At 59.2% G+C, this 22,562-nt stretch carries 20 protein-coding genes and 1 pseudogene; 13 read left to right on the forward strand and 8 right to left on the reverse strand.

Annotated features, from left to right (window positions below; all coding sequences use genetic code 11):
• Window positions 1-116: 116 nt before the first annotated feature.
• A pseudogene (locus tag NKI24_RS23150) lies at window positions 117-1,046 on the reverse strand (glycine betaine ABC transporter substrate-binding protein).
• A gap of 472 nt (window positions 1,047-1,518) precedes the next feature.
• Between NKI24_RS23150 and NKI24_RS23155 the strand changes: the two are divergent.
• The 4 genes from NKI24_RS23155 (at window position 1,519) to NKI24_RS23170 (ending at window position 6,518) form a co-directional block, all read left to right on the forward strand.
• Window positions 1,519-3,072, forward strand: coding sequence for a trimethylamine methyltransferase family protein (locus NKI24_RS23155; protein ID WP_352748597.1), 1,554 nt, complete (start codon window positions 1,519-1,521; stop codon window positions 3,070-3,072).
• 8 nt (window positions 3,073-3,080) lie between these two features.
• The gene (locus tag NKI24_RS23160) at window positions 3,081-4,190 is read left to right on the forward strand and encodes a mandelate racemase/muconate lactonizing enzyme family protein (RefSeq protein WP_352748600.1); all 1,110 of its coding nucleotides are present in this window, start codon (window positions 3,081-3,083) and stop codon (window positions 4,188-4,190) included.
• Window positions 4,190-5,245, forward strand: coding sequence for a GlxA family transcriptional regulator (locus NKI24_RS23165; RefSeq protein WP_352748603.1), 1,056 nt, complete (start codon window positions 4,190-4,192; stop codon window positions 5,243-5,245). The genes NKI24_RS23160 and NKI24_RS23165 overlap by 1 nt, the downstream gene beginning before the upstream one ends.
• Window positions 5,246-5,792: 547 nt before the next feature.
• Entirely contained in the window at window positions 5,793-6,518 is a 726-nt protein-coding gene (locus NKI24_RS23170; RefSeq protein WP_502901486.1) for a LuxR family transcriptional regulator, read from the forward strand.
• A 273-nt stretch (window positions 6,519-6,791) separates the two neighbouring features.
• Here the strand turns inward: NKI24_RS23170 and NKI24_RS23175 are convergent, their stop codons facing one another.
• On the reverse strand, window positions 6,792-7,019 hold the full coding sequence (locus NKI24_RS23175; RefSeq protein ID WP_352748610.1) for a hypothetical protein: 228 nt from the start codon (window positions 7,017-7,019) through the stop codon (window positions 6,792-6,794).
• 122 nt (window positions 7,020-7,141) lie between these two features.
• On the opposite strand from NKI24_RS23175, the gene NKI24_RS23180 reads away from it, so the two are divergent.
• Window positions 7,142-7,360, forward strand: coding sequence for a helix-turn-helix transcriptional regulator (locus NKI24_RS23180; protein ID WP_352748613.1), 219 nt, complete (start codon window positions 7,142-7,144; stop codon window positions 7,358-7,360).
• Window positions 7,361-7,776: 416 nt separating this feature from the next.
• Here the strand turns inward: NKI24_RS23180 and NKI24_RS23185 are convergent, their stop codons facing one another.
• Window positions 7,777-8,457, reverse strand: a complete 681-nt coding sequence (locus tag NKI24_RS23185) for an OmpW/AlkL family protein (protein WP_352748662.1) — start codon at window positions 8,455-8,457, stop codon at window positions 7,777-7,779.
• A 138-nt stretch (window positions 8,458-8,595) separates the two neighbouring features.
• Between NKI24_RS23185 and NKI24_RS23190 the strand changes: the two genes are divergently transcribed.
• The 6 genes from NKI24_RS23190 to NKI24_RS23215 all read left to right on the forward strand — a co-directional run bounded on the left by NKI24_RS23190 (window position 8,596) and on the right by NKI24_RS23215 (window position 14,981).
• Complete coding sequence (locus NKI24_RS23190) at window positions 8,596-8,772, forward strand: hypothetical protein (protein ID WP_352748616.1); 177 nt, start codon at window positions 8,596-8,598, stop codon at window positions 8,770-8,772.
• A 42-nt stretch (window positions 8,773-8,814) separates the two neighbouring features.
• Complete coding sequence (locus tag NKI24_RS23195) at window positions 8,815-8,940, forward strand: hypothetical protein (protein ID WP_352748619.1); 126 nt, start codon at window positions 8,815-8,817, stop codon at window positions 8,938-8,940.
• Between the two features lie 502 nt (window positions 8,941-9,442).
• A complete protein-coding gene (locus tag NKI24_RS23200; protein ID WP_352748623.1) occupies window positions 9,443-9,814 on the forward strand; it encodes a hypothetical protein in 372 nt (123 codons plus the stop codon).
• Between the two features lie 250 nt (window positions 9,815-10,064).
• Window positions 10,065-11,369: a lysine N(6)-hydroxylase/L-ornithine N(5)-oxygenase family protein gene (locus tag NKI24_RS23205; RefSeq protein WP_352748626.1), complete on the forward strand. Its 1,305-nt coding sequence runs from the start codon at window positions 10,065-10,067 to the stop codon at window positions 11,367-11,369.
• Between the two features lie 506 nt (window positions 11,370-11,875).
• Complete coding sequence (locus NKI24_RS23210) at window positions 11,876-12,655, forward strand: phytanoyl-CoA dioxygenase family protein (RefSeq protein WP_352748628.1); 780 nt, start codon at window positions 11,876-11,878, stop codon at window positions 12,653-12,655.
• Window positions 12,656-12,977: 322 nt separating this feature from the next.
• On the forward strand, window positions 12,978-14,981 hold the full coding sequence (locus tag NKI24_RS23215) for a class I tRNA ligase family protein (RefSeq protein WP_352748631.1): 2,004 nt from the start codon (window positions 12,978-12,980) through the stop codon (window positions 14,979-14,981).
• A gap of 830 nt (window positions 14,982-15,811) precedes the next feature.
• On the opposite strand, the gene NKI24_RS23220 is transcribed toward NKI24_RS23215, so the two are convergent.
• The 4 genes from NKI24_RS23220 to NKI24_RS23235 all read right to left on the reverse strand — a co-directional run bounded on the left by NKI24_RS23220 (window position 15,812) and on the right by NKI24_RS23235 (window position 20,410).
• Window positions 15,812-17,269: an NAD-dependent succinate-semialdehyde dehydrogenase gene (locus NKI24_RS23220; protein ID WP_352748665.1), complete on the reverse strand. Its 1,458-nt coding sequence runs from the start codon at window positions 17,267-17,269 to the stop codon at window positions 15,812-15,814.
• Window positions 17,270-17,545: 276 nt separating this feature from the next.
• Window positions 17,546-17,770, reverse strand: coding sequence for a hypothetical protein (locus tag NKI24_RS23225; protein ID WP_352748634.1), 225 nt, complete (start codon window positions 17,768-17,770; stop codon window positions 17,546-17,548).
• 2 nt (window positions 17,771-17,772) lie between these two features.
• Window positions 17,773-19,194 (reverse strand): M16 family metallopeptidase, encoded by a 1,422-nt coding sequence (locus tag NKI24_RS23230; RefSeq protein ID WP_352748637.1) that lies wholly within the window; start codon window positions 19,192-19,194, stop codon window positions 17,773-17,775.
• 961 nt (window positions 19,195-20,155) lie between these two features.
• On the reverse strand, window positions 20,156-20,410 hold the full coding sequence (locus NKI24_RS23235; RefSeq protein ID WP_352748640.1) for a hypothetical protein: 255 nt from the start codon (window positions 20,408-20,410) through the stop codon (window positions 20,156-20,158).
• A gap of 345 nt (window positions 20,411-20,755) precedes the next feature.
• Between NKI24_RS23235 and NKI24_RS23240 the strand changes: the two genes are divergently transcribed.
• Window positions 20,756-20,968: a cold-shock protein gene (locus NKI24_RS23240; protein ID WP_352748643.1), complete on the forward strand. Its 213-nt coding sequence runs from the start codon at window positions 20,756-20,758 to the stop codon at window positions 20,966-20,968.
• A gap of 191 nt (window positions 20,969-21,159) precedes the next feature.
• Here the strand turns inward: NKI24_RS23240 and NKI24_RS23245 are convergent, their stop codons facing one another.
• A complete protein-coding gene (locus NKI24_RS23245; protein ID WP_023679671.1) occupies window positions 21,160-21,630 on the reverse strand; it encodes a Ros/MucR family transcriptional regulator in 471 nt (156 codons plus the stop codon).
• Between the two features lie 559 nt (window positions 21,631-22,189).
• Between NKI24_RS23245 and NKI24_RS23250 the strand changes: the two genes are divergently transcribed.
• Window positions 22,190-22,510, forward strand: coding sequence for a DUF982 domain-containing protein (locus tag NKI24_RS23250; RefSeq protein WP_352748646.1), 321 nt, complete (start codon window positions 22,190-22,192; stop codon window positions 22,508-22,510).
• Window positions 22,511-22,562: the final 52 nt, after the last annotated feature.

A 22,562-nucleotide genomic window follows, 5' to 3' on the forward strand; every position in this document is an offset into this window, starting at 1 on the left:
CTAATCTCGATGGCCGGCTTTCGCGTGCTCATGCAAGGCTCCCGCGCGTAAGACATGTGGTGATGCACGGGTCGGCGCGGACCCCCGCACTCCTTGGGAGGATGCGTGCTACGGGATCAGGCGAGCCACGGCTCGATGATGCCCTTGCCTTTCACTTCGCCGATCCACTTTGCGGCGGCGTCTTCAGGCTTCATCCCGCCGTCGATCCAGCCCATGATCTTGGCTTCCACCTCATTCGGGATGTGGAACCTCGTCAGAAATGCCTGGGCCTTCGGAAAGTTGGATTCGAAGTCCTTCGACGTGTGGAAGCAATAGTAGGGCTCCGACATCATCGTCTTCTTGGGATCTTCGAGATACCTCATCTTGAATTTGCTCCACATCGGGAGCGGCTCCCAAGTGGTGACCACGATCGGTTCGTTCTTCGAATAGGAGCGTTGAAGGCCGCTTCCATCGCCGCCTCGCTGCCGGGGACCAGGTTGAGCTTGAGACCTAAGCCTTCACCGTTGCGTCCGCGGCCTGCATCAGGCCGGAACCAGCGTCGATGCCGATGATGCCGCCTGGAATTTGTCGGCCTGATCGTTGAGCTCGGCGATGCTCTTGATGTCAACATAGTCCGGAACCGCAAGGCCTTGCGTCATCGGGCCTTCCGAAACGCCGACGATTTTGATGGAATCGGCGACCTTCTTTACATAGTCCGCCTGGCCGCCGTGGTAGTCGCCTTTTAGCGGGCCCATCCCCTGCATATAGGAGTTCGAATAAAGGTCGGCCTTTCCAGTTTGAAGCGACGCATAGATCACGCCCGGCTCCGCCTGCAGCGGCTGGACCTTGTAGCCGAAATTGTCGTCGATGAGCTTCGCGCCGACATAGGTGATTGCCAGCGCGTCGGACCATGCCGCGAAAGCATAGACCAGCGGCCGGGACGCGTCGGCCCTGGCGCTCCTCGTCAGTCCGCTCATGGCCAGCGCGGCGGCGCCGCCGGCCTTCAGCAAGGTTCTGCGCGACGTGCTCGCGCCGAGTATATCAATGACGAGATTTGACCTTGGCATTCAAATCCTCCTGTCAATATCCATCTGATGCTTAGATCTGTCCGGGGTTGTCGTTTCTGTTCACCTCGCCTGATCCGGGAATGGGCTGTTCTGTTCTTGCCCCGCACTAAGCAAGAAACGTGCTACCACGGAACCGCGGGAGCCAGTCGACGCAAAAAAGTCGCCTCCCGATTGACTTTATTTCACTCGCTTGCCGCAACGCATCATCGTCTCTGCCTGTCGGGGTTCCTACGGTCTTGGGCGATTCCGTCCAAGTTTGCGCGATATCCGTAAAGGCTGGGGCTGCGACGTGGAACGGCTCCGCCGCTGCTCGACCCGAACCATCTCTCGAGTGTCCGGGTGAGCGAGCTGGGGGTGCAGCCCTTTAGTCAACACGCGCGTGAGACTTTTGCAGTAGGTCAAAGCTCAAAGCTCCGCAATAGTTGAGCGCGGTCCGGTTTCGGTGTCGCGACTTATTTGTCTGGAGGCCGGCATGACTGCTCAACTACAGCTCTCTCGTAGAGGAGGGCGGGAAGCGCGGCGGACGATCCGCACCGCGCCAAAGGTTGACATGTTGCCGACGCTGAAGCGCGGCCTGCCGGTGGTAGAGCCGATGGATGTCGAACAGGTTGAACGCATTCACGAGGCTTCTCTCGCGATCCTGGAAGAAGTAGGCGTGGTGTTTCGCGATCCGATCGCGATTGAGGACTGGAAGAGAGCGGGAGCGGACGTGCGCGCGGATGACCGCGTTCATCTCGACCGCGGGCTGGTCATGGAGCTCATCAAGACCATTCCCCCCAACGTCGAATATTTCGCGCGCGACCCAGCGAAGAATGTCGAGCTCGGAGGCGATAAATCCATCTTCGTGCCGATGACAGGCGCACCGTACATGCGCGATCTCGATGATGTGAGGCGTGGCCCGACAATTGCGGACCTGGGGACGTTTCATAAACTCGCGCACATGATGCCGGCGCTACATTCGTCGGCTCACCACATCGTCGAGCCGATGGACATTGTCGTCGCGCATCGACACCTGCACATCACCTATTCGTCAATAAAGCATTCCGACAAGATTTTCATGGGGATGACCACCTCGCCCAAGAATGCCGAGGACGTGCTCGACATGTGCGAGATCCTTTTCGGCGAAGGCTTCCTCGACAAGCATGCAGTCACCACCGGAAACTGCAATGGCAATTCGCCGCTGGTATGGGACCAGGTCATGCTGGGCGGCATGCGTGCTTTCTGCCGGCGCAACCAGCCCGTCTTGTGCTCGCCCTTCGTTCTCGGCGGCGCGAACACGCCAGCCTCGACCGCGGCGGCAGTGGCGCAGCTCAATGCGGAGGCGCTTTCGGCACTCGCCTACACGCAGGTGGTGCGCAAGGGCTGCCCTGCGATTTATGGGCATTATCTGTCGACCGTGTCGATGCAATCGGGAGCGCCGATGGCGGGAACGCCAGAGATATCGCTCATGAATTTCATGATCGGCCAGATGGCTCGTCGCTATAACGTGCCCTGGCGCACTTCGAACTTGCTTGGCGGCGCCAAGATCTTCGATGCGCAAGCTGGCTATGAAAGTGCGATGACGATGATGGCCGTGCTGCTGTCAGGCGCAAACTACATTTGGCATTCGGCTGGCTGGAATGAAGCCGGCATGCACTGCTCGATCGCAAAGTTCGTCGTCGACGCCGAAGTCTGCGCCATGGGCTATCGCATGACGCAAGGCATCCAGTGGGACGACTTCGATGAAGCCCTGGCTGCGGTCCGCGATGTCGGGCCGGGTGGCCATTACTTTGGACATCCGCATACACAGGCGAACTTCGAGAAGGCCTTCTTTATTCCGAAACTCTTCGACAATAACTCGATCGAGCAGTGGTACGCTGATGGCTCCAAGGATATCAAGCAACGTGCCCTCGAGCATGCGCGCCGCCTTCTGGCCGAATATGAAGAACCTAAGCTCGACGTCGCGAAGGACGAGGAATTGCGCGCTTATATCGACCGTCGCTCGCGGGAAATACCCGCTGTCGACGCACTCAACGAGGAATACTGAGCACCCTCATGCGCATTGACCGGATCAACGTCTATAAGGTCCAGCTGCCTGTTAAAGGTGGCACCTATCGAATGGCAAGCGACGACGTCGACGCGCTTGACAGCACCCTTGTCGAGGTTATGACCGATGAGGGGCTGACTGGCTGGGGCGAAACCTGCCCGGTCGGGCCGGTTTATCAGCCCCATCATGCACTCGGCGCACGCGCGGCGATTGCCGAAATCGCGCCAGGCCTTATTGGCGCGGAGATTGCCTCGATCAGGCTTCTCGCCAAACGCATGGACGAGCGCTTGAACGGGCATGGCTATGGCAAGGCAGCGTTCGACATAGCGTTTCTCGACCTCCTTGGGCAACGGCTGGGAGTGCCGGTTTCAACGCTTTTAGGCGGCGCTTTGGCCGATCGCGTCCCGTCCTACTATTCGCTGATTGTTGGCTCACCGGACGAAACGGCCAGGATTGCCACCGACAAGGTGAAGGCAGGTTATCCACGGCTGCAGGTCAAAATCTCGGGGCGAAATCTCGAAGAGGATGTGGCCATCGTTCACAAGGTTTGGGAGGCGGTCGGCTACAAAGCGCGTATCGCAGTGGATGGCAACAGGGGCCTCACCGTCGCTGCAGCGATCCATCTGGACCGGCTTTGCCAAGCGATCCCATTCGTTTTCGAGCAACCCTGCAACACTATGGATGAGGTCGCCACTCTGAAGGGTAGGGTGATGCATCCGATATATTTGGACGAGAACACCGAAGATCAGAACGCAGTACTCAGGGCGATCTCCCTCGGCATCGCGGATGGCTTCGGCTTCAAGGTCACCCGTCTCGGCGGCCTCACCAAAATGGCGACAGTACGCGACCTTTGCGCCATCCGCTCGTTACCGCACAGCTGTGATGACGCATGGGGTGGCGACATAATCGCGGCGGCTTGCGTACACTTGGCTTCCACTGTGGAGCCGCGCCGTTTTGAGGGCGCCTGGATCGCGCAGGAATATATCGAAGCACATTTCGACGCGAAGAATCCGATCGTCATCGAAAATGGTCACATCGCCGTACCCCAACTGCCAGGCCTCGGTGTCAAACCGGAACCCGGTATGTTCGGTGAGCCGGTAGTCACGTACGGATCCTAGTGAACGCGCCCGCCAACATCATCGCAATGACGTCCTTGGCCACGCCGAATATTTCGGCGGTGGCCGATCGACCGTTTGACTTGGTGGTTCTTTTGTTACCCGGGTTCTCGCACCTGGCGCTTCACGCCTATATCGAACCTTTTCGCATCGCCAACACGGTATCGAGGCTGCCGCTGTTCCGGTGGCGAATCGCGGGGCTTGACGCTCGGCCAATCGAGGGCGCCAATGGCCTTTCGGTTGCCGTTGATGTCGCGATAGGCGAGCTGGTTTCCGGTTCGGGCGATCGCAGACCGAACCAGCTCGCTATCGTGACGGGCGAGCTGGTAGAACAGCAACTGACGCCTGAACTCAACGGATTTCTGCGAACGATGGCGCGTCGCGGGGCGCCGATATCTGCGGTTGGGACAGCGACATGGCTGCTTGCTCGGACGGGCCTTCTGGCAGGCACACGCTGCACGATACACTGGTCGCGGCTCGCTGCTTTCGCCGAAGTGTTCAACCAGCCCCGCATAAGCGATTCCTTGTTTGTCAAGGACGGCCAGTATTCAACCTGCGCGGGGGAACTGGCAGCTTTCGACCTGGCGGTCGATCTGATCGGCAGCCATGCCGGCGGGTATATTGCACAGGAGGTCTGCCGCCACGCGACTGTCCAAGGTCAGCGCTCAGGATCAAACCGCCAGACCGGGCCGTCGGGTCTAGCCTTTGCCGGTGTGAGCGACAAGCTCCTGATGGCAATGCGGATCATGGAAGAAAATGTGGAGTTCCCGCTGACAATGGAAGAGGTTGCGCAAGAGGCCGGAGTATCGCGGCGCCAGTTGGAACGCTTGTTCGCTTCCCATGTCCGACTTCCGCCGGTGCGCCACTACCTCCGGATTCGCACAGACCATGCGAAGCGCCTGATCGAAGGCACGCGGATGCCCATTATCGACATTGCCATGGCCTGCGGGTTTACGTCTGCTTCGCACTTCGCAAAGTGCTTCAGAGTCTTCAATGGAATGTCGCCGCAGCAGTGTCGAGCGATAGTGCCGGCTTGGGTTGGGCCCGGCTTAAGATGATAAATTGGTATTTGAATTTAGCGGAGAACAGCGGCACCTCTATCTATGCCAAATGTTTGGAGTCGATCTGCCCACCAACAATCAGAAAGCGGCGCAACAATACGTCCGGATCATAGCGCTCAAAGCGGCGAGATGCGCCTATCCGTTGTCCTCTTCCGTGTCGACCGACGTTCACGCGGCAACCATTGGATTGATGACGGCTTTGATACGGCCCGATCATGGTGGCGCAGGATGACTTCTCACGATTGCATGATGCGGGGGCGGCGAGGATTTCATTTCGCCCCAAGAAGCTCTCTGATTGCACTATTGCGTTGGGAAGATGCTGTAGCTTCTCGGTGATGGCCGTTCAAACAGTCCAGCGCAGCTGCGGTTGGCGACGACCGGTGCGAAGATCATGCAAGCTCCGTCGCATTCTGTAACGACGGTCAGCCCGGCCACTGCCTGCAAAATCCGGCCGCAGTTGTGCGGCCGGGTTGGCGGGGTCTCAAGATCAGGGTGGCGCACAGTAGACGGATGGAGGGATCGAGTCAGGACAATGACGAAGAAGATGCCGCTTCTCTTCGAGACATTTGTGGAAAAGCTGTCGGAGAGTGTCGATGAAACAGATTTCCGGGATGCCATGGCCGGGGCGGCCACAGCACTTGATCTACTCACCTTTGCCTATCTGGCGTTGCCATTGCAATCTTGTGGCGAGCCCAAGCTGATCTCGAATTATCCGCCTCCTTGGACCGCGCACTATCTGCAAAACCAGTATCAGAAAGTCGATCCCGTCATCATCCGTGCGCGGTGTGGCGGCTGCCCGTTTCCATGGGGATCGGATTTGCGCGGCGTTGAGATGTCGCCGGCTCAACAGAAGCTATTTGATGAGGCGGCCCAGTTTAGCATCCGCTGCGGTTTGACGATCCCGATTATCGATCGTAGAGGCTGTGTTGCAGCGATGACTTTTGCCGCTGATAAGCCCAATTCCGCATTCCTGCGCGTTGGTGAGCAATATGAACAGGCGCTCCAACTCATGGCGACATTTTTTCACATTTATGCTCGTCGAAAGCTGTCCGGCAATCGAACAGTGGACGGCGTTTCGTTGACACCTCGTGAATATGAATGTCTGCAATGGGCGGCGCGCGGAAAGTCCGCCTGGGCTATGGGCTGCATCTTGGGCATCAAACCGCGCACCGTCGCTTTCCACCTCGACAATGCGAAGAAGAAGCTCGGCGTGCACACCAAGGATCAGGCCGTAGCGCTGCTGGCCTCCTCACGATCTTCAACTCTCTGAGAAACTGAATTCGTCTTTGGTCGTCCGGAGCATGAGCACAGGCCGTTTCGGGTGGCCATTCGCCTCCAACGCAAGGCGATTCCTTCCCAGACGCCATCATGATGCAACTTATTGCACCCGATTGGTACGGTGACTTTGCCAACGAACTACATGCAATGCACCCCTCTGCGATACCGCGTTTTCAAGGAGCGTTTCCTTGCTTGAAAGGCGAAACGGAGCGCACAGCGGGATTGTTCAGCCGGCGAACAATTCCTTGTAGACAGTTTGTGACCATCAGTTCGCACGGTCGAGATGACTACGAAGAGCCTTCCTGGCGCGCTCCGGTTCGCGTGCTGGATCGATGCCGAGGATGAGGTGGGCCATCTCTTCTTCGCTCGCATCATCGGCAGAGGCGTCTAGGAGCCGCATATAAGTCGTGAAATGCGCTTTATCGTATGCCGTGAGGCTGTCCGACCAGTGCACTTCGTCGGCAATTGGCGTGTTCGATTTAGGCTGTAACATCGCTGGTTATATCTCCGGAAAACGGCCTCCGCGAAGCCCCTCCGCCAGCGATTTAGATGCTCGATGTGGATTACATATTATAGTTGATAAACTCAAGCTGCTTAATCCGCTGGCTGTCGTGCATGGACATGCGCAGGTTGGTCGGACGTAATGTGCAGAGGATCAGGCTAAGGAAGCGTCTGACGCAGGAGCAGCTTGCCGAGGTTTCCGGGTTCAGCCAGCAGTACATCAGCGGCTTGGAGAAGGGCCGAAGAAATCCGACGATCATCACGATCTATGAACTGGCATTGGCCCTCGGCGTCAGCCACACGGATCTGGTTCGGCCCGACAAACAGGCCTGACCAACCCGACTTCCAAGTAATTGCGCCTGACGGAGCGCGCCGGCTGCTCGTGAACCGCGCCCGGTCTTCTTCGGCAGTCTTCAGCGATCTTGCCCCCGTTCGGCTTCGCGCCCCTAGCGCGGGCAGCCTGTCGGCTGCTACTGGCAAGTACCTGGTCGGGTGCAGGCGGGGACGCCCACTCTTAACAACGGCTTCTTCAAGTATCCCGACAATCGGCTGCTATGCGTTGGATGATCATCGCATAAAGTTGATCAGAACGTTCCCCCGATTCGGACACCTCCCCGCCCAAGGGTTACAAGGCCCCACCCCTCTAATGATCCGGGTCGACTCGCCCGTGCAGCGCCGGCGTGGAAAGGGCGCCCGAGGCGCCCTTCATTTCAGATAGGTTGTCAGCAGCGCCGCCTTCGCGTTGCGTATCAGAAGCGGTAGGTGACACCTGCGCCTATCAACCAGGGATCGAGCTCCGCCTTTCCCGTCAGCTTCGCGCCGTCGACCGTGACGTCGAAGTCTGGCTTGAGGAAAAGCTTCTTCACGTCGAAGTTGACGCCCCAGTGCTGATCCACCATGTAGTCGAATCCGACCTGCAGCGCGGTGCCGAACGTATTCTTAACCTTGAGAGCATCGGCACTGCCGGCACCCTGGTTATAGAAGATCGTGTAGTTCACGCCGGCGCCTACATAGGGCTTGAACGCGCCGAAATCGGTAAAATGATACTGCAATGTGAGCGTAGGCGGCAGCAGCCAAACCTTGCCGATATTGCCCAGCCCGCCGATCGTACCTTGGCCCCCGATGTTTGCATAGGTGGTGCCGAGTATGAGCTCGGCGGCGATGTTGTCCGTGAAGAAATAGGAGATATCGAGTTCCGGCGTCAGGGTGTTCGAATACGAAAGATCGGAGCCGGGCACTGCATTGACGTAGCCCGAATCCTCAGTGGCGACCCCCAACGCACGCAGGCGGATCTGCCAAGGGCTTGGCGCTTCCGTGACCGAGGCTCCCGCCTGCGGGACGCTCGCCGCTTGCGCAAGGTCCGCCGCGGCGGCCTGTTGTCCCATCACGATGAGGACAACGGCCGCTGTTACTCCCCGCGCCGCGCGCATTTGGTCTCTCGCCATGATATTCTCTCCTTGCTCTTCATAAATGTGGACTGAATTACGAAAAATCTTGCTCGAATTGCTTGATATTGGCGGAGCGCTCATGCCCAGTTTGCTTCGCGGCTGCGACCGCGTTCGGCGCGCATGATCATGGGAATGATTTCTCCTCTTTCCGTGCCGCAGCGCGTTTTGCGGACTGCGCTGCAGGTGTCGTGCCAAATGAGAAAATCATTTCATAACAATGCGATCACCCTGATGGCGCTATGTCTCATGTCCGACATCGTCGAAGATCCGACAACGAACGCAGCCGCGACCGCCTGATAGACCCTCCAGTGCCACTCGGTGGGCACTGCGGAATAAGCAGTGAAGCTCACCGCGAAACTGCCCGAGCTTCGGATCGACATCGGCGACGGGCCATCGACGACCACTACGTCGCCGGTGTCGGGCGCGGCACAGGCTGAAGACTCCGCGGGGGCGATCATCGAATAGCTGCGTTTTACGATGGCTCCATCTTGGCCCACCGGTGGGCGCGCAAAAGGCTGCTTTGGGGCCTCATCCCTCCGCCTGGATTGAGTCGCAGGGACCGAATGGCGCACGTGCTTTTGGAACCGGCAGAGTGGCCATGACGCAATTGTCTTCCGGCTATCTTTACAGAGATTCGACAATCCAGTTGGTGAAGGTCCCATATCGCGCAAAGCATTGATGCGCTTAGGTCTGGGCATGCGCCCATCCGCAACCATCTCATCAAGAGCATCGATCCGACACCAACATAGAGAATTGCTTCCCCCTGAGAGAGGCCTCGCGGCGGACATGAGATTGCGTCACTCTTCATGATCGCGGCCTCCGAGGATGTCGGGATCGAGCCAGTGCAACCGCACGATAAGGGCGAAGGATCTGCAGCTCTTGCAACTGCCGGCCTCGATGGGAGAGGCACATCGCGATCTGTCCGGCAGAGACACAAAGTTCTGCACTGTCCGTTCATGAAGACGTCGTGCTGGTCTCCATAAGAGAAGTATTCTGGTGCAGAAAGTGCCCGATTAGCTATTACAAAAAAGGCGACATCGACGTGCAAATCGAGCGCCGCCGTGAGGCGTCCCTCAATGTCGGATTTCCGACAGGATCGCAAATCCGCCAACCCATTGTTAATAAAGTTTTCCTGCTCTGGCACGGCCCATGCATGGGGTTCTGCGAACGCATCAGCGAGACCTCCTCCACGATCATGCACACCGAAAATGCCGTCGCCACAGTGAAAACCGCGCTCTCGCCTGCCATCAAGCCGCCGAAAGGCCGGCGCGCCATGGTTGAGGCGGGCGATTGCGCCGGCTTCAAACACCTGAATGGGCTTGGAAAGCGTCTCGCGTGATGGCGACGCGGGCATCCAGACGGGCGGAAAGGACATACGTCGTTGCCCCACCTAGCCGGTATGACCCGTCGATTGTCACCGCGCTGGAATGCTCGGGTCTACATTCGACAACCCGAACGCGCAGGACAATTCTCGCAAATCCGGTCGGCACCGGGGCTCGAAACGCCCGCGAGGGGGAGCCCAATCGCTGTGGCCGATATTCGCCGCGAACAACCCGCCGAGTGGGAAAAAACCTATAGGAGCAAAGCAAGTGGAGCTATCTTGCATTGGAGTCGGTGCTGGGCCGTCTAATTTGAGTCTTGCGTGTCAGATACACGAGCAAATTGGGCAAGGGGCGCTGTTCCTGGATCGGCAAGTCGACTTCCGTTGGCATCCAGGCATCGCTTTCGATTCCTCAGAGCTCCAGGTGAGCCACTTCAAGGATCTGGTCACGCTGGTGAATCCGCGATCAGCCTACACTTTCGTAAACTACCTGTACGAGAACGGGCGTCTGTACCACTTCCTGAACGCACAGTTCGAGGCTGTGTTCAGAGCTGAGTTTGAGCAGTACCTGAACTGGGCCTTCCACAGGAACCCACTTGTCCGTGGCGGCGAGACCGTGCACGAAATCCGCTTTGACGGCGAGTTTCGGGTGCGGACGGATAAGGCGGTTCTCGGCGCCAGAAACGTCGTGGTCGGCATTGGCAAGCAGGCGCAAATTCCGCCTCAGTTTCAGGGCTGGACTGGACGCAACCTGTTCCACTCATCTGTTTTACTGCACATCCATCCTGAGGTGCGGAGAAAGCATGTCTGCGTGGTTGGCGGAGGCCAGTCGGGAGCCGAGGTGATGTTGCACCTTGTCGGCCTGCCGAAAGAACGGCGGCCTGCCTCGATCACTTGGGTCTCGCAGCGTGAGAACTACCTGCCCCTCGACGACAGCCCGTTCACAAACGAGTTGTTCATGCCCTGCTTTTCGGATCGTTTCGCGGCGATGAGCGAGTCGCAGCGTAAGCTGCTCCTGCGGCGTTTCGTGCTTGCCTCGGACGGCATTTCGGAAAGCACGTTGCGCGCGATCTATCAGGCGCTGTACCGCCACGCATTTGTCGAGCCAAACCGATGCGACATCACACTGCGGCCGGGCTGCACCGTCTCGCACTGCATCAACGCCGGACCGGGTCACAGGCTGACCCTGCAGCACGGCATGGTCGAGGTCGAAGAAGTCACGGCTGACATCGTCATCCTGGCCACCGGTTACGAGAACGCGGTGCCAGACTTCTTGGAACCCATCGCGCACCGGCTGGAGCAGATCGACAATGAATTAGCTATTCGCGAGGATTTCTCGGTGAGCTGGGACGGACCGCGTGACAGACGCATCTTCGTACAAAACGCGAGCCTCGGGCAGCGCGGCCTGGCCGATCCGAACCTAAGCCTGCTGGCCTGGCGCGCGCGCCGCATCCTCGATAGCCTTCTTGGGCGCGCGCCATGCGCGAACCCCGAGCATCCTGGCTTCATCAGCCATACCTCGATCGAGAGCTGGCCCGCCCGCGCAGCCGAAGAAATGGGCAGCGGGATATGACTCATAGACTTTTGATCATCGGCGGTGGCATCCTAGGAATGATGTCCGCCTCCGCTGCGGCGAAGGCCGGAGGCTTCTCCGAAATCATCCTGACCGAACAAGCCCTTGGACCAAGCGGCGCATCGCATTATTCTGGGGGCGTGCATTTCCCCTACGGTTGTCAAGACCGTACCAGGTCGCTCACGCGAAAGAGCGCCGTGGTCTTGGCGGCCATGGCTGGGTCGGCGGTCAGCGGATGGTGCCGGCCTTTAGCGATGCGTGTCGTGGCTGGACCGGGTGAAGCGATTGATCCGGCCCAGTCTACGGAACCCTTGGACCCGGCTGAGCCTGACATAGGCAGTCTCGCGCCGAGCTTCTGCGGACAATATCCGCCGGAGCGGAACGCACTTAGCATCGCCGTCCCACATGACGTGAGTCCGTCTCCGTGGACCCGCAACTTGACCAGCGCCCGACTGCCCTAATTGGGATGTCCGACCAACCAGTCTTTCCAACAGGAGGCTTTTCGCATGTTGACTGATGCACAAAGAGAAAAGTGGCAGAAGGACGGATACGTCAGGCTCGAAAGGTTCTTCGCTCCAGCGGCTCAGGAAGATATCTCTAACCTGGTCGAAGATATGTCACGCTGGGATGTCAGCGAGGATAAATCGCTCATGTGGTTCGAGAAGACGACGGACAATCGAAAGATCGTATCCAAGATGGAGAATTTTCTCGACTTCCATGATCCATTGCGTCGTTTGCTCTTAGAAGATCAGCGCATAAAAACAGCAGTCGAGGAGTTGCTTGGCGAAGATTCGCGCAGGCTGAAGGAGTTACTGATTTTCCACTACCCCGACAGCGGCGGCTATCTCCCGCATCAGGACATTTATCACATTCCACACAAACTCCCCGACCGGATGGTCCATGCGGTCGTTGCCATAGGCATCGACGACTCCGACCCGGAAAACGGAGGGCTTTTCTTCAGCCCCGGCAACCACAAGAAGGGGGTGTTTCCCATGGATGCCGGTGGGGTGATCGATCCTCAAGTCGCCGAAATGTTCTCCTGGGAACCCGTAGTATGGAACGCTGGCGACATCTTCATCTTCGACGATTACGCACCGCACTACTCACGACCGAACAAAAGCAATCGTTCGCGGCGGACACTCTACTTGGTGTTCCAGCGTGCTTCAACCGGTGGCCCGACCCGCGCTGAATATAACGTGCTTAAGCGCGCCCTTAACCCGCCCGAGGGCAAAGGGGCCGATCTCGACAAACTCAAGCCCCCAAATGGCATTTTCTATCGCGATTGAGCTCACGCAGCCAGGCGGAGGCATGCACACGAAACTAATCGACCGCTCAAAAATGCGCGGAGAGTATGGCGTTCTGATTTGCGGGCTCGCGGAGCATCGACCGCAGCCCGTTACGTGGATTGTGGAGGTGGTCGCAGGGCGGTCTTCTATGACGCCTACAGCCCGACTGGCGCCCCCCTCGTCGCCCGCCTGGCGGCCCAGAGCTGCATTATCCTGGCCGGGGCCGCCAACGGGTCGGGCCGTTTCTCTCCGCGAATTGCACGGGAGGCTGTTGCGTTGGCAGCCGAAGATCCCACGGCTTCAACAGCTTAGGTTCGTTGTCATGCGCAACCACACGTTTTCTCGAACGGAGCTGTCGCGGGCGTTCGGTATCGACATGGCCACGCTTGGAACGGGAAGCGCCGGCACGGGGTTTTCGTTCGGTAGGGTGGCACCGGGCATTACATCCGAGCCCCATCGGCACGACGAAATCGAGGCCTTTGTGATCCTGTCAGGATCGGGCAAGGTCAGGACCGACCTTGGGGAAATCTCGGTCGAGGCGGGCGATGTCGTTCTGTTCCACCCTTTTGAAGCGCATGTGCTGCGCAACGACGGAAACGAAGACCTAGATTTCGTCGATGTCTACTGGCGAGACGGCGAGGCCGCCCTTGATGCCGCTGCAAAGACCACGGCTCCACGCGGGCCGATCTTCGTCTTCTCCACGCCGCCAACGCCAAATGGCGATCTGCATTTAGGGCATCTTTCTGGCCCTTATTTTGGCGCTGATGTCTACACGCGTTTCCTGCGCATGAAAGGGGTCGAAGCCTACCACCTGACAGGAAGCGACGATTACCAGAGTTACGTCGCCACTCGTGCCGACGCCGATCAATCGACGCCCGCAGAGGTAGCGCGCCACTACGCGGACGAGATTCGCGCCACGCTTGCACTTTTTGACTGCGAGATCCACAGCTTCCTACACACGATGGGTGATGCCGCTTATTGCGAATTTCAAGCCGCGTGTTTCCGTAGTCTTCTGAGCAGCACGGCGGTAGATCTGCGCCAGAGCCCTGCGCTTTTCGATGCTGTGACAGGCCACTATCTTTACGAGCCGGATGTTAGCGGCCTCTGCCCCGATTGCGGCGGCTCCGCCGGTGGCAACATCTGCGAGGAATGCGGCGCCCCAAACCTTTGCCACGACTTGGGTGCAGCCCGGTCACGGCAGTCTGCCGAGGCGCCGCTGGTCGGCTCCGTCCGCCGCCCGGAACTTGCCTTGGACCGATGCTACGACAATATCGACCGGCATCTAAGGGCGTCGGGCGTCCCGCTACGGATCTTGGATCTCTTCGCGCGCCTACGCCGACGCGGCAACTTTTCAGTGCCCATTACCCACCCCTCGGACTGGGGCCTGCCGGCCGAAGGGTTCCCGGGGCAAGTGATCTGGGTCTGGCCGGAAATGGCCTTCGGTTTTCTTTACAACATCCAGGCGCTCGGCCGCTTGCTGGGTCGCGACTGGAAGGCGGAGATGCCCGGCAACGACTGGCAGATTGTCCATTTCTTCGGCTTCGACAATTCGTTCTACCACGCGCTACTCTACCCCGCTCTTTACGCCGAGGTCTTCTCCCACTGGACGCCACGCATCCACTATCACGTCAACGAGTTCTACCTGCTCGACGGCAAGAAGTTCTCAACCAGCTGCCGCCATGCGGTCTGGGGCAAGGAGGTTCTGAGCCCAAAGACAGTCGACGTCGTGCGCCTCCATTTGGGCCTGACACGCCCGGAAGGTGAGCGGACGGATTTCTCGCTGGACGCGCTGCGCCGCACCGAGAACCAAGTGTTCCAAGGGATCTGGCTGAACTGGCTTGATGCGTTGAACCAGGAAATCAAGCAGGATTTGGGCGGCCGTGTACCCGATGCAGGCGACTGGAGCCCGGCCGACCGCGCCTTCTTTGCTCGGATAGAGATCTATCGCGCGGCGATGGAACGCGCCTATTCGGACCAAGGCTTCTCGGTCCGGCGCGCGGCCGCTCAGGTCTGCGATTTCGTGCGCGATTGCGTGATCTACCGTCGGGCGCAAGACTATGCGGCGGCGCGGCGTTTCTATCCCGCCCGCAATCGGACTTCGCTAGCCCTTCAGACGACGGCCGCTGCGATCCTGGCACCGACACTCGCTCCGCTGATGCCCCGATTCGCCAGAACGCTGGCGCGAGGCATCGATGGCGTCTCAACCGAAACATGGCCCCGGTCCGTCCAGCGCCTTGCGCCCGGGGCCCGCTTTGATCTCAGACCCGTGTTGGTGTTCTACGCCAAATCCGGCAATCCTCATCTCGATGAGGAGGAAGCACTATGAGCCCAAAGGTGCACCAGTGAGCTGTCCCAATCTCGACCAGATCTGCGCGGCATCAAAGCCGAACGATGCCAAATATCTTGACTCGCTGTCACTGGCGACCGAAGCCGCTATCAAACGGTCGAGACCAGATTGGCGGACCTGAACCAACGCATCGTCGACACCCTGGCCCGCGCCTTCGAGGACCGCTCGGCCGATCGCTTCCCAGCCCTTGCTGTTTCGTGCCGCAAATGCCGTGTGGGCTCGATTGCGCTGACCAACCTCTTCGGCATCGCGGGATTTCCGTCCTCCAGCCGGTCAAGACTGTCATGCGGTTCGAGGCGCTTGGTCAACCTGGCGCGCCCTGGATCGTGCGCCGATCACCGGAAATGTCGAATGCGAATGCCTGCCTGATGGTATCTTCGATACTGTCCGAGCCTGTACTGGCGCGGCAGTCGGCCGAAGAACAACTGAGCTACTGACAATCAGAAGGTAGCAGGTTCAAAATTCTGCGCCAGAAACCGGATATTGCGCACAGCCAGCGTTCACGATCGCGATGGTGAACAAGCTTTCAACCAGACCCGCGCAACGACAGCCCGTCGCCTGAAGATAGTCGGCGAGGGCCGCCAAATCCCTCTCAAGCGTATCCTCCGTCACATGCACGCCGTCTTCGCCGACAAAGCAGACGCTTGTCTCGTCGAGAGATAAGTCCAGCCCGGGTGCTCCTTCAGGATTGCGTGTTTGCTCGGGTACGGAGCCGCCCCTCAGTTCCCAATCGAGGAGCGATCCTACAATTCACATATTTGGAGATCGCTCGCTAGGTTACCCGGCTGTGAACCCTGCAAGCCGAAAATTCAGATGCCGCCCATGCAGAGATATTTCATTTCGAGGTAGTCCTCGAGGCCATGGCGGGATCCCTCCCGCCCGATGCCGGACTGTTTTATCCCACCGAACGGCGCCGCTTCTGAAGACATCCGGCCGGTATTTACCCCGACCATTCCATATTCCAAGGCCTCGGCCACACGCCAGACACGCTTCAGGTTGGAGGCATAAAAGTAGGCCGCGAGGCCGTAGATCGTGTCGTTGGCCTCACGCACGACCTGATCCGCATCTTTGAAGCGAATAATCGGTGCCAGCGGCCCGAACGTCTCTTCTTGCGCGACGGTCATCTCGCTGGAGACACCGGTCAGGACTGTCGGTTGGAAAAACGTGCCATTCGTGCCGATGCGTTTGCCCCCGCATCGAATTGCGCCGCCTTTGGCGACGGCATCGGCAATATGGGATTCGATCTTGGCCAAAGCGTGCTTGTCGATGAGCGGTCCAATGTCCACTCCTGGAGCGAAACCGTCGCCAATTTGAAGTTGGCGAGCCCGTTGCACGAATTTCTCGACGAACTCGTCGTGAACGCCCGACTGGACGTAAAGGCGGTTCGCCGAAACGCAGGTCTGGCCGGCATTGCGGAACTTCGCCTGGATCGCACCCTCAACCGCGGCATCGATATCGGCATCATCGAAGACGATGAAAGGTGCATTGCCGCCGAGCTCAAGGCTGACTTTTTTGATCTGGTCCGAGCACTGGCGCATGAGAAGGCGCCCGATCTCAGTCGACCCGGTGAAGCTGATCTTGCGGACCTTGGGATTGGTACAAAGTTCACGGCCGACCGCGTCACCTTCGGACGCATAGATCAGGTTGACGACGCCTTCGGGAAAGCCAGCCTGATGGGCGAGGGCGAACATTGCTCCCGCCACGAGCGGCGTCTGTTCAGCGGGCTTGAGGACGATCGTGCAGCCCGCCGCCAAGGCTGGCGAGATTTTGCGCGCCACCATCGAGGCCGGGAAATTCCATGGCGTTATCGTGCCAACAACTCCGATGGGCTGCTTGATTACCAGCATTCGGCGGTCCATCGATGGTGCGGAGATCGTCTCGCCATAGACGCGATTGGCCTCCTCGGCGTACCATTGCAGATACGCCGCAGCATGCGATATCTCCGACTTGGCTTCTGCAAGCGGCTTGCCCATCTCCGCGGTGAGAATCGCGGCGAGATCGTCGGCGTGGTCGATGATCAACTGATGCCATCGCCATAGAACGTCGCTGCGCTCACGTGCGGTCAACCCCGCCCATCCAGGCTGAGCGACATAGGCCTTGTCGATCGCAGCGCATGTCTCCTCGACACTCATGTCGGGTAGTTCTGCCAGCACTTCGCCAGTCGACGGGTTGAGGACCTCGAATGTCCGCTCGCTAGTCCGCGTGCCAAGTGCCGGCAGGCGATCAATGGGTCCAAACAGGTCAGGGGATCTCAGGTGATGGATCATCGGCAGGCACAGGGGCAATACCGGATTCCTCCTCAACGCAGCAGGTATATACAGCAGGTGCGATGTGTACTCCGCGACGTCCGGGTTCCTTATAGGGCCTCGGCCAGACAGCTGGTAGACCACGGTACCCAACTGGAAAGGGAGAATACCTGAATACGCTAGAAGATGCCTCGCGGTTCTACTAGTCGAACGATTGAACAACGGACATCGGCCTCGCCAGCCGCGCGGAGCGCTGGTGGGCCGCGCCTACAATCTGCGGACCACGAATCGGCGACTTTATCCCTCGAAGAGAGGCTGGCCTGAGGAGGAGCGCACCCCAATAATGACGCCTGAACCGGCAAATGCCTGGCAAGGCCCGCGAAAACCGATCCTCGCGGCTTTAAACAGATCCCGTTTACCGGCGAGCGCCCGCAAGATGAGAAAGAGGATGGAGAGGAACAGGGTGGCGAAGGCGCTCCGAGGGAAGACCGGCCGGCGCATTTGCATGGGGATGGAGCTCATGATCAATTCCCCGCCTGTTGCTGCGGCAAAAGATAGCCTGTGGTCGAATGGTCGAGCACCAGATAACGCGCGGCGACCGCCTTGACCTCGTCGGTGGTGACCTTGCGGACGCGGTCCGGCCTCTCGAGCACGTCCTTCACATTGCCACCGGTGGTGAGCGTCTTGCCATAAATGTTGGCGATGTGGTCCTGCTCGTCGTGCGCAAAAATCACCGAGCGAATATAGCGGTCTTTGGCCTTGTCCAGCTCGTCGCTGGTGACGCCATCCTTGGCGATCCGGGCGACTTCGGCAACGGCCGCCGCTTCGAGATCGACGAGCTTTGCATCGCCGCGCGGCGAGCCGGAGATAGTGAAATTGGTGTCGTCTAGCATGGTGCCCTGGAAGGAGGCGCCGGCCGCCGAGGCTATGCCTTGGTTGACGACAAGCTCCTGATATAGCCGGCTGCGGTTACCGCCGCCGAGGATCTCGGCCAGCAGGTCGAGCGCCTCGGCCTCGCCGGGCTCTGCCGTATGATAGGACGGCACCACCCATTGAGTTGAAAAGCTCGACACCGAAACGCGCGCATCGGTCAGCGTCACTGTGCGCCTGGTATTCTGCTCCGGCTCGACCGGGCGGTTGCGCGGGGGCAGGTCCGGCCCGCGCACAACCTTGCCATAGGTCTTCTCGGCCAGCGCCTTCACCGTTTCCGGTTCGACATCGCCGGCCACCACCAGCACGGCGTTGTTCGGTCGGTAGTATTTGTTGTAGATGGTGAATGCGTCGGTGCCGTTCAGCTTCTCCATCTCCTGCATCCAGCCGATGACCGGAATGCGGTAGGGCTGGTTCTGCCGCAACGTCGCGTTGACCTCCTCGTCCAGCAGAATCTGCGGGTTCGTCTTTCTGCGCCAACGGCGCTGCTCCAGGATGACGTCGCGCTCGGTCTTGATATCATCGTCGTTGAGGATGAGGTTGAACATGCGATCGGCCTCGAAGCCCATCATCTCACCCAACGCCGAGGGCGCCACCGTCTCGAGGAAGGTGGTGTAGTCATAGCCGGTGAAGGCGTTATTGTAGCCGCCGATGGCTGAGACGGCTCGGTCGAACTCGCCGGCGGCGTGGTTGGTCGTCGCCTTGAACATCAGATGCTTGAGGAAATGGGCAAGGCCTGATTTGCCGGGTGGCTCGTCGGCGCTGCCGATCTTGTACCAGACCATATGAGTGACGATCGGCGCGCGGTGATCGGGGATGACGACCACTTCCATGCCGTTGTCGAGCAGGAAATCCGTCACCTTGCCGCCGGCGGTGGCGGCCAGAGCCGGAGCGGTCGTCACCAGGGCCAGCGCGGTGGCAATGAACGCGTTGCGCAGCCAGGCGGACGATCGATGGCTCCGGTTGTGGTGGCTGGTCGAAAGGCAAGGTTCAAGGCAAAGTGATTTGTTCCTCATTTTGATGAAGGCGCTGCGTCCCCGTCTCCCCGCGTGGGAGGATCGGCGGGCAGCGCCGAGGCAGATGAATAAGCTCTTCATGGTGCCAGGCCTTACTCGAGCCTCATCTTTGGATGGAGCCAGGAGACCTGCGGCGGTATTTCTTGGTGAGGTGATCATGGGACGGATTCTCCTTGGTCCGCGACGCCTTGCCGATGACCAAGCATGCACCGTGCCAGATCAGAAAACCGTTCGAGGCAGTAGACAAAATCGGGCTCTGCCATGTTGCGCATCCGACATTGTCGGACATCGGACAGGGCCGAACGCGACGCGCGCGCGGCTGAGAATATCTTCTTCGTTCGGAAGACGATTGGGTGCGCTGCCGGGGGAGGGGTATAGGATGCGCTTCGAATGGCCGCTGCACTGAGGTGAGAATGGAGATGTTGGTCGCCCCAGCGGAACCCTGTCCTCGACAGCCAGACCGGGTCGATGCTGAAGGGCAGAGGCGTGAGCAGCCCAGCCAACTCGAGCGCGGAGCCTGCTCGCGCGCGAAGACGGATCTGATCAAAGATCGGCGAGTTGGGCGATATCCGCGAGGCGCTGGAAAACGAAGATCGTAGGACTCGGGCCGGAAAAAACGATGCGGTAGCGCGCTTCTGGCGTAATGCGCCTGCCGCCAGGCCGTTGAGCCTGATGAGTTGCTGCGGGAAAGGGGAGTGTTTGCGCGGGACCTTGGTCAAACGTAAGAAACAACCGTCGAGCTCGCCGTGGATGGGGGCATGCAGGCACGTTTGTCGCTGGAGGACAGCAGCACGGAAGGTGCGCGCGCTTGCCGTCGTCGCTGGGTACCAAACAGGAGAATTTGGCGGTCGCGATCGAATTCATCTGCGTAAATACCGCCTGGCTGTGCTCGGTTTGCCGGCGAACAGATTTTGCCTTCTTTGCCGCTGCAAACGCATCGCTGGCGGCGTGGTCCCTTAGGTCAAGAGCATCGGGTGAGTAACAGCCTGATCCTGCTCAATCTGATACGCGCCAACCGCCTCGCCGGATTGTGGAACCGCTCGCGGGTAGCTTCTACCACAAACAGCAAGGTCATGAAATCAAGTAGGAAGTCATCGATCGCTTGGGCGACTGTTTCTGACTTGCCCTTGAACTGGTCCAGCAAAACGCGCGCGTTATCGATCGCTTCCACGCTGGTGGCATCGATTAACTCCTCGACCCTCTTGAAACAATCCAATTCGAAACTCCTTCAAGCGCTTGCCAAGCCGTTATGCACGAAGGTAGCTCCGTGAACCACCCGGCCTTTGACCTGGCGGCACGAGCAGCGGTCGGCCTTACGTCCCGCGCCTCCAAGCACCAGCCATAGACGTGGCGCTGAGGAGCGTTGGAAGGATCGGGTGCTTCCGGCCATGCTCGAGCGGTAGTGTAGGACACTGCTTGCTGGCGACTACGGCCAAAATGGAGTGCGCCAGCTGATCGGGGCTTAACAATTTTTCGCTTTTTGCTGCGCCTAAGTCTCGGCTATGAGTCGGGCAGGCCTAATGGCCTGCCCACGTTGCAATTGTTAAGGAGGAACACGTATATGCCTACTGGAACGGTAAAGTGGTTCAACAGCACCAAGGGGTTTGGATTTATCCAGCCCGACAATGGCGGTCCGGATGTTTTCGTCCACATTTCGGCTGTCGAACGTGCGGGCCTCTCGACCCTCGCTGACGGCCAGAAGGTCAACTATGAGATCGAGCAGGATCGCCGCACCGGCAAATCCTCCGCTGGCAGCCTCAGCAAAGCTGGTTGAAACGTCCTGGCAAGAGTGGGCGCGTAGGTCCGGAGGTCCTCACGGCCGCTCGATAGGAGCGAGCAGGCGTCGCGAATTCCTCATGAAACAAAGTTGTTTGAAAGGAAGGCGGGGTTGGCCCCGCCTTTTTATATGACGCGCAGATTAAGCCGATGGCTGCAACGCTCCAGAACGGATCTCCATTGCCGAAATCAAGCCGCGACCTTCTTGCGGGTTCGCTTCGTCGGCGCCGGCTCCGGCGCTTCCGGCGCTTTCGGTTTGCGGCCGAGCCCCATTGTCTTGGCCAATGACGAGCGCGCCGCGGCGTAGTTCGGCGCGACCATGGGATAATCCGCCGGTAGGCCCCATTTGGCCCGATATCCATCCGGCGTCAGCCCATAGTGGGTCGACAGATGGCGCTTTAGCGATTTGAATTTCTTCCCGTCTTCAAGGGAGATGATGTAGTCCGGTGTCACCGACTTCCTGATCGGGACTGCAGGCGTCAGCGCAACCGGCTCTTTTGCAGAGACACCTTCCGCCGTCCCTTTCAGCGCCGCGTGCACTTGGCCGATGAGGGCAGGGAGATCCCCCACCGGGATCGGATTGTTGGAGACATAGGCTGAGACGACATCGGCCGTGAGCTCGATGAGGGTGTCAATGTTTTTTTCGGCTTCTTCTGTCATGAAACTCTCCAGGCGGCGTGAAACACAGTCGGCGAAGCGTCGCTTCATAGTGGCGGTCGCCGCTGAAAGCAACCAAGGTCTCGACAGGATTATTGCGATGCTCGTCCAGCAGCGAGATCTATAGCGCGGTATCGCGCCGTCATGACCGTTGATGCGTTCCGTTGTTGGCGACCTGCCGCGGTGCTTGCGCATTTTCAGGCGCGTCTCGGCCGTAAGCTTTGCGCCAGACGACCAGTAATCTCGAAACGAAGCGGGCTGTTTCTGTTCGCCATCCTCTCTTTGGCTGTGAAGTCGGTGGCAGAGCAGTGGCCGCTTCCTGGTGGCGCGTGGAGGAACTATCAAGCGTTGATTCGCAATGGTCGAAACGATGTAGATTCATCCGGTGAGCCGCTCTCGCAGCAGGATGTTAGGGATTGGCCCGCTGGTAAACCGAGGACATCACGCCGCTGCTTTGCTGTTGAACCCCTATCGCTGTGACAACACATTCCGCAATGGTGGGCGGGTGTAGAGGAGGCGCCTGTTCACGCAAAGTAGCGGTTCAGCAGGTCGGGAAGAACGAATGAGCTCAGGGACTTTCAGCAGCCCACTTTTCGTAAGGCGTGCAGCGCACATCGTGCAAGAGATTGCCAGTCCTGCGGATGCTATCGATTTTCTCAACGAATGGCCAGAACATCGCAGAGACCGGATCTACGAAGCCGCCCCCAGGGCGTGCTTTGATGCATACAACGGACGAATACCTGCGAGCGCAGCGCGCAAGACTTTTCCCGCTTTGGGGAACAGGTCGCTATGTTGGAAGATGCAACCTCCGCGATGCAATGGCTCGCTGCCTGCATGTCGGGCAGTGGAAAAGCGTAAGTATAGGCGTCGCAGTCGTATGTGAGGCTGGAGCGGGTACGCCGACGAGGTTATTATATCGAGATTTCGCCGGCAGC

Source organism: Mesorhizobium sp. M0701, from assembly GCF_040320365.1.
Lineage (GTDB): Bacteria > Pseudomonadota > Alphaproteobacteria > Rhizobiales > Rhizobiaceae > Mesorhizobium.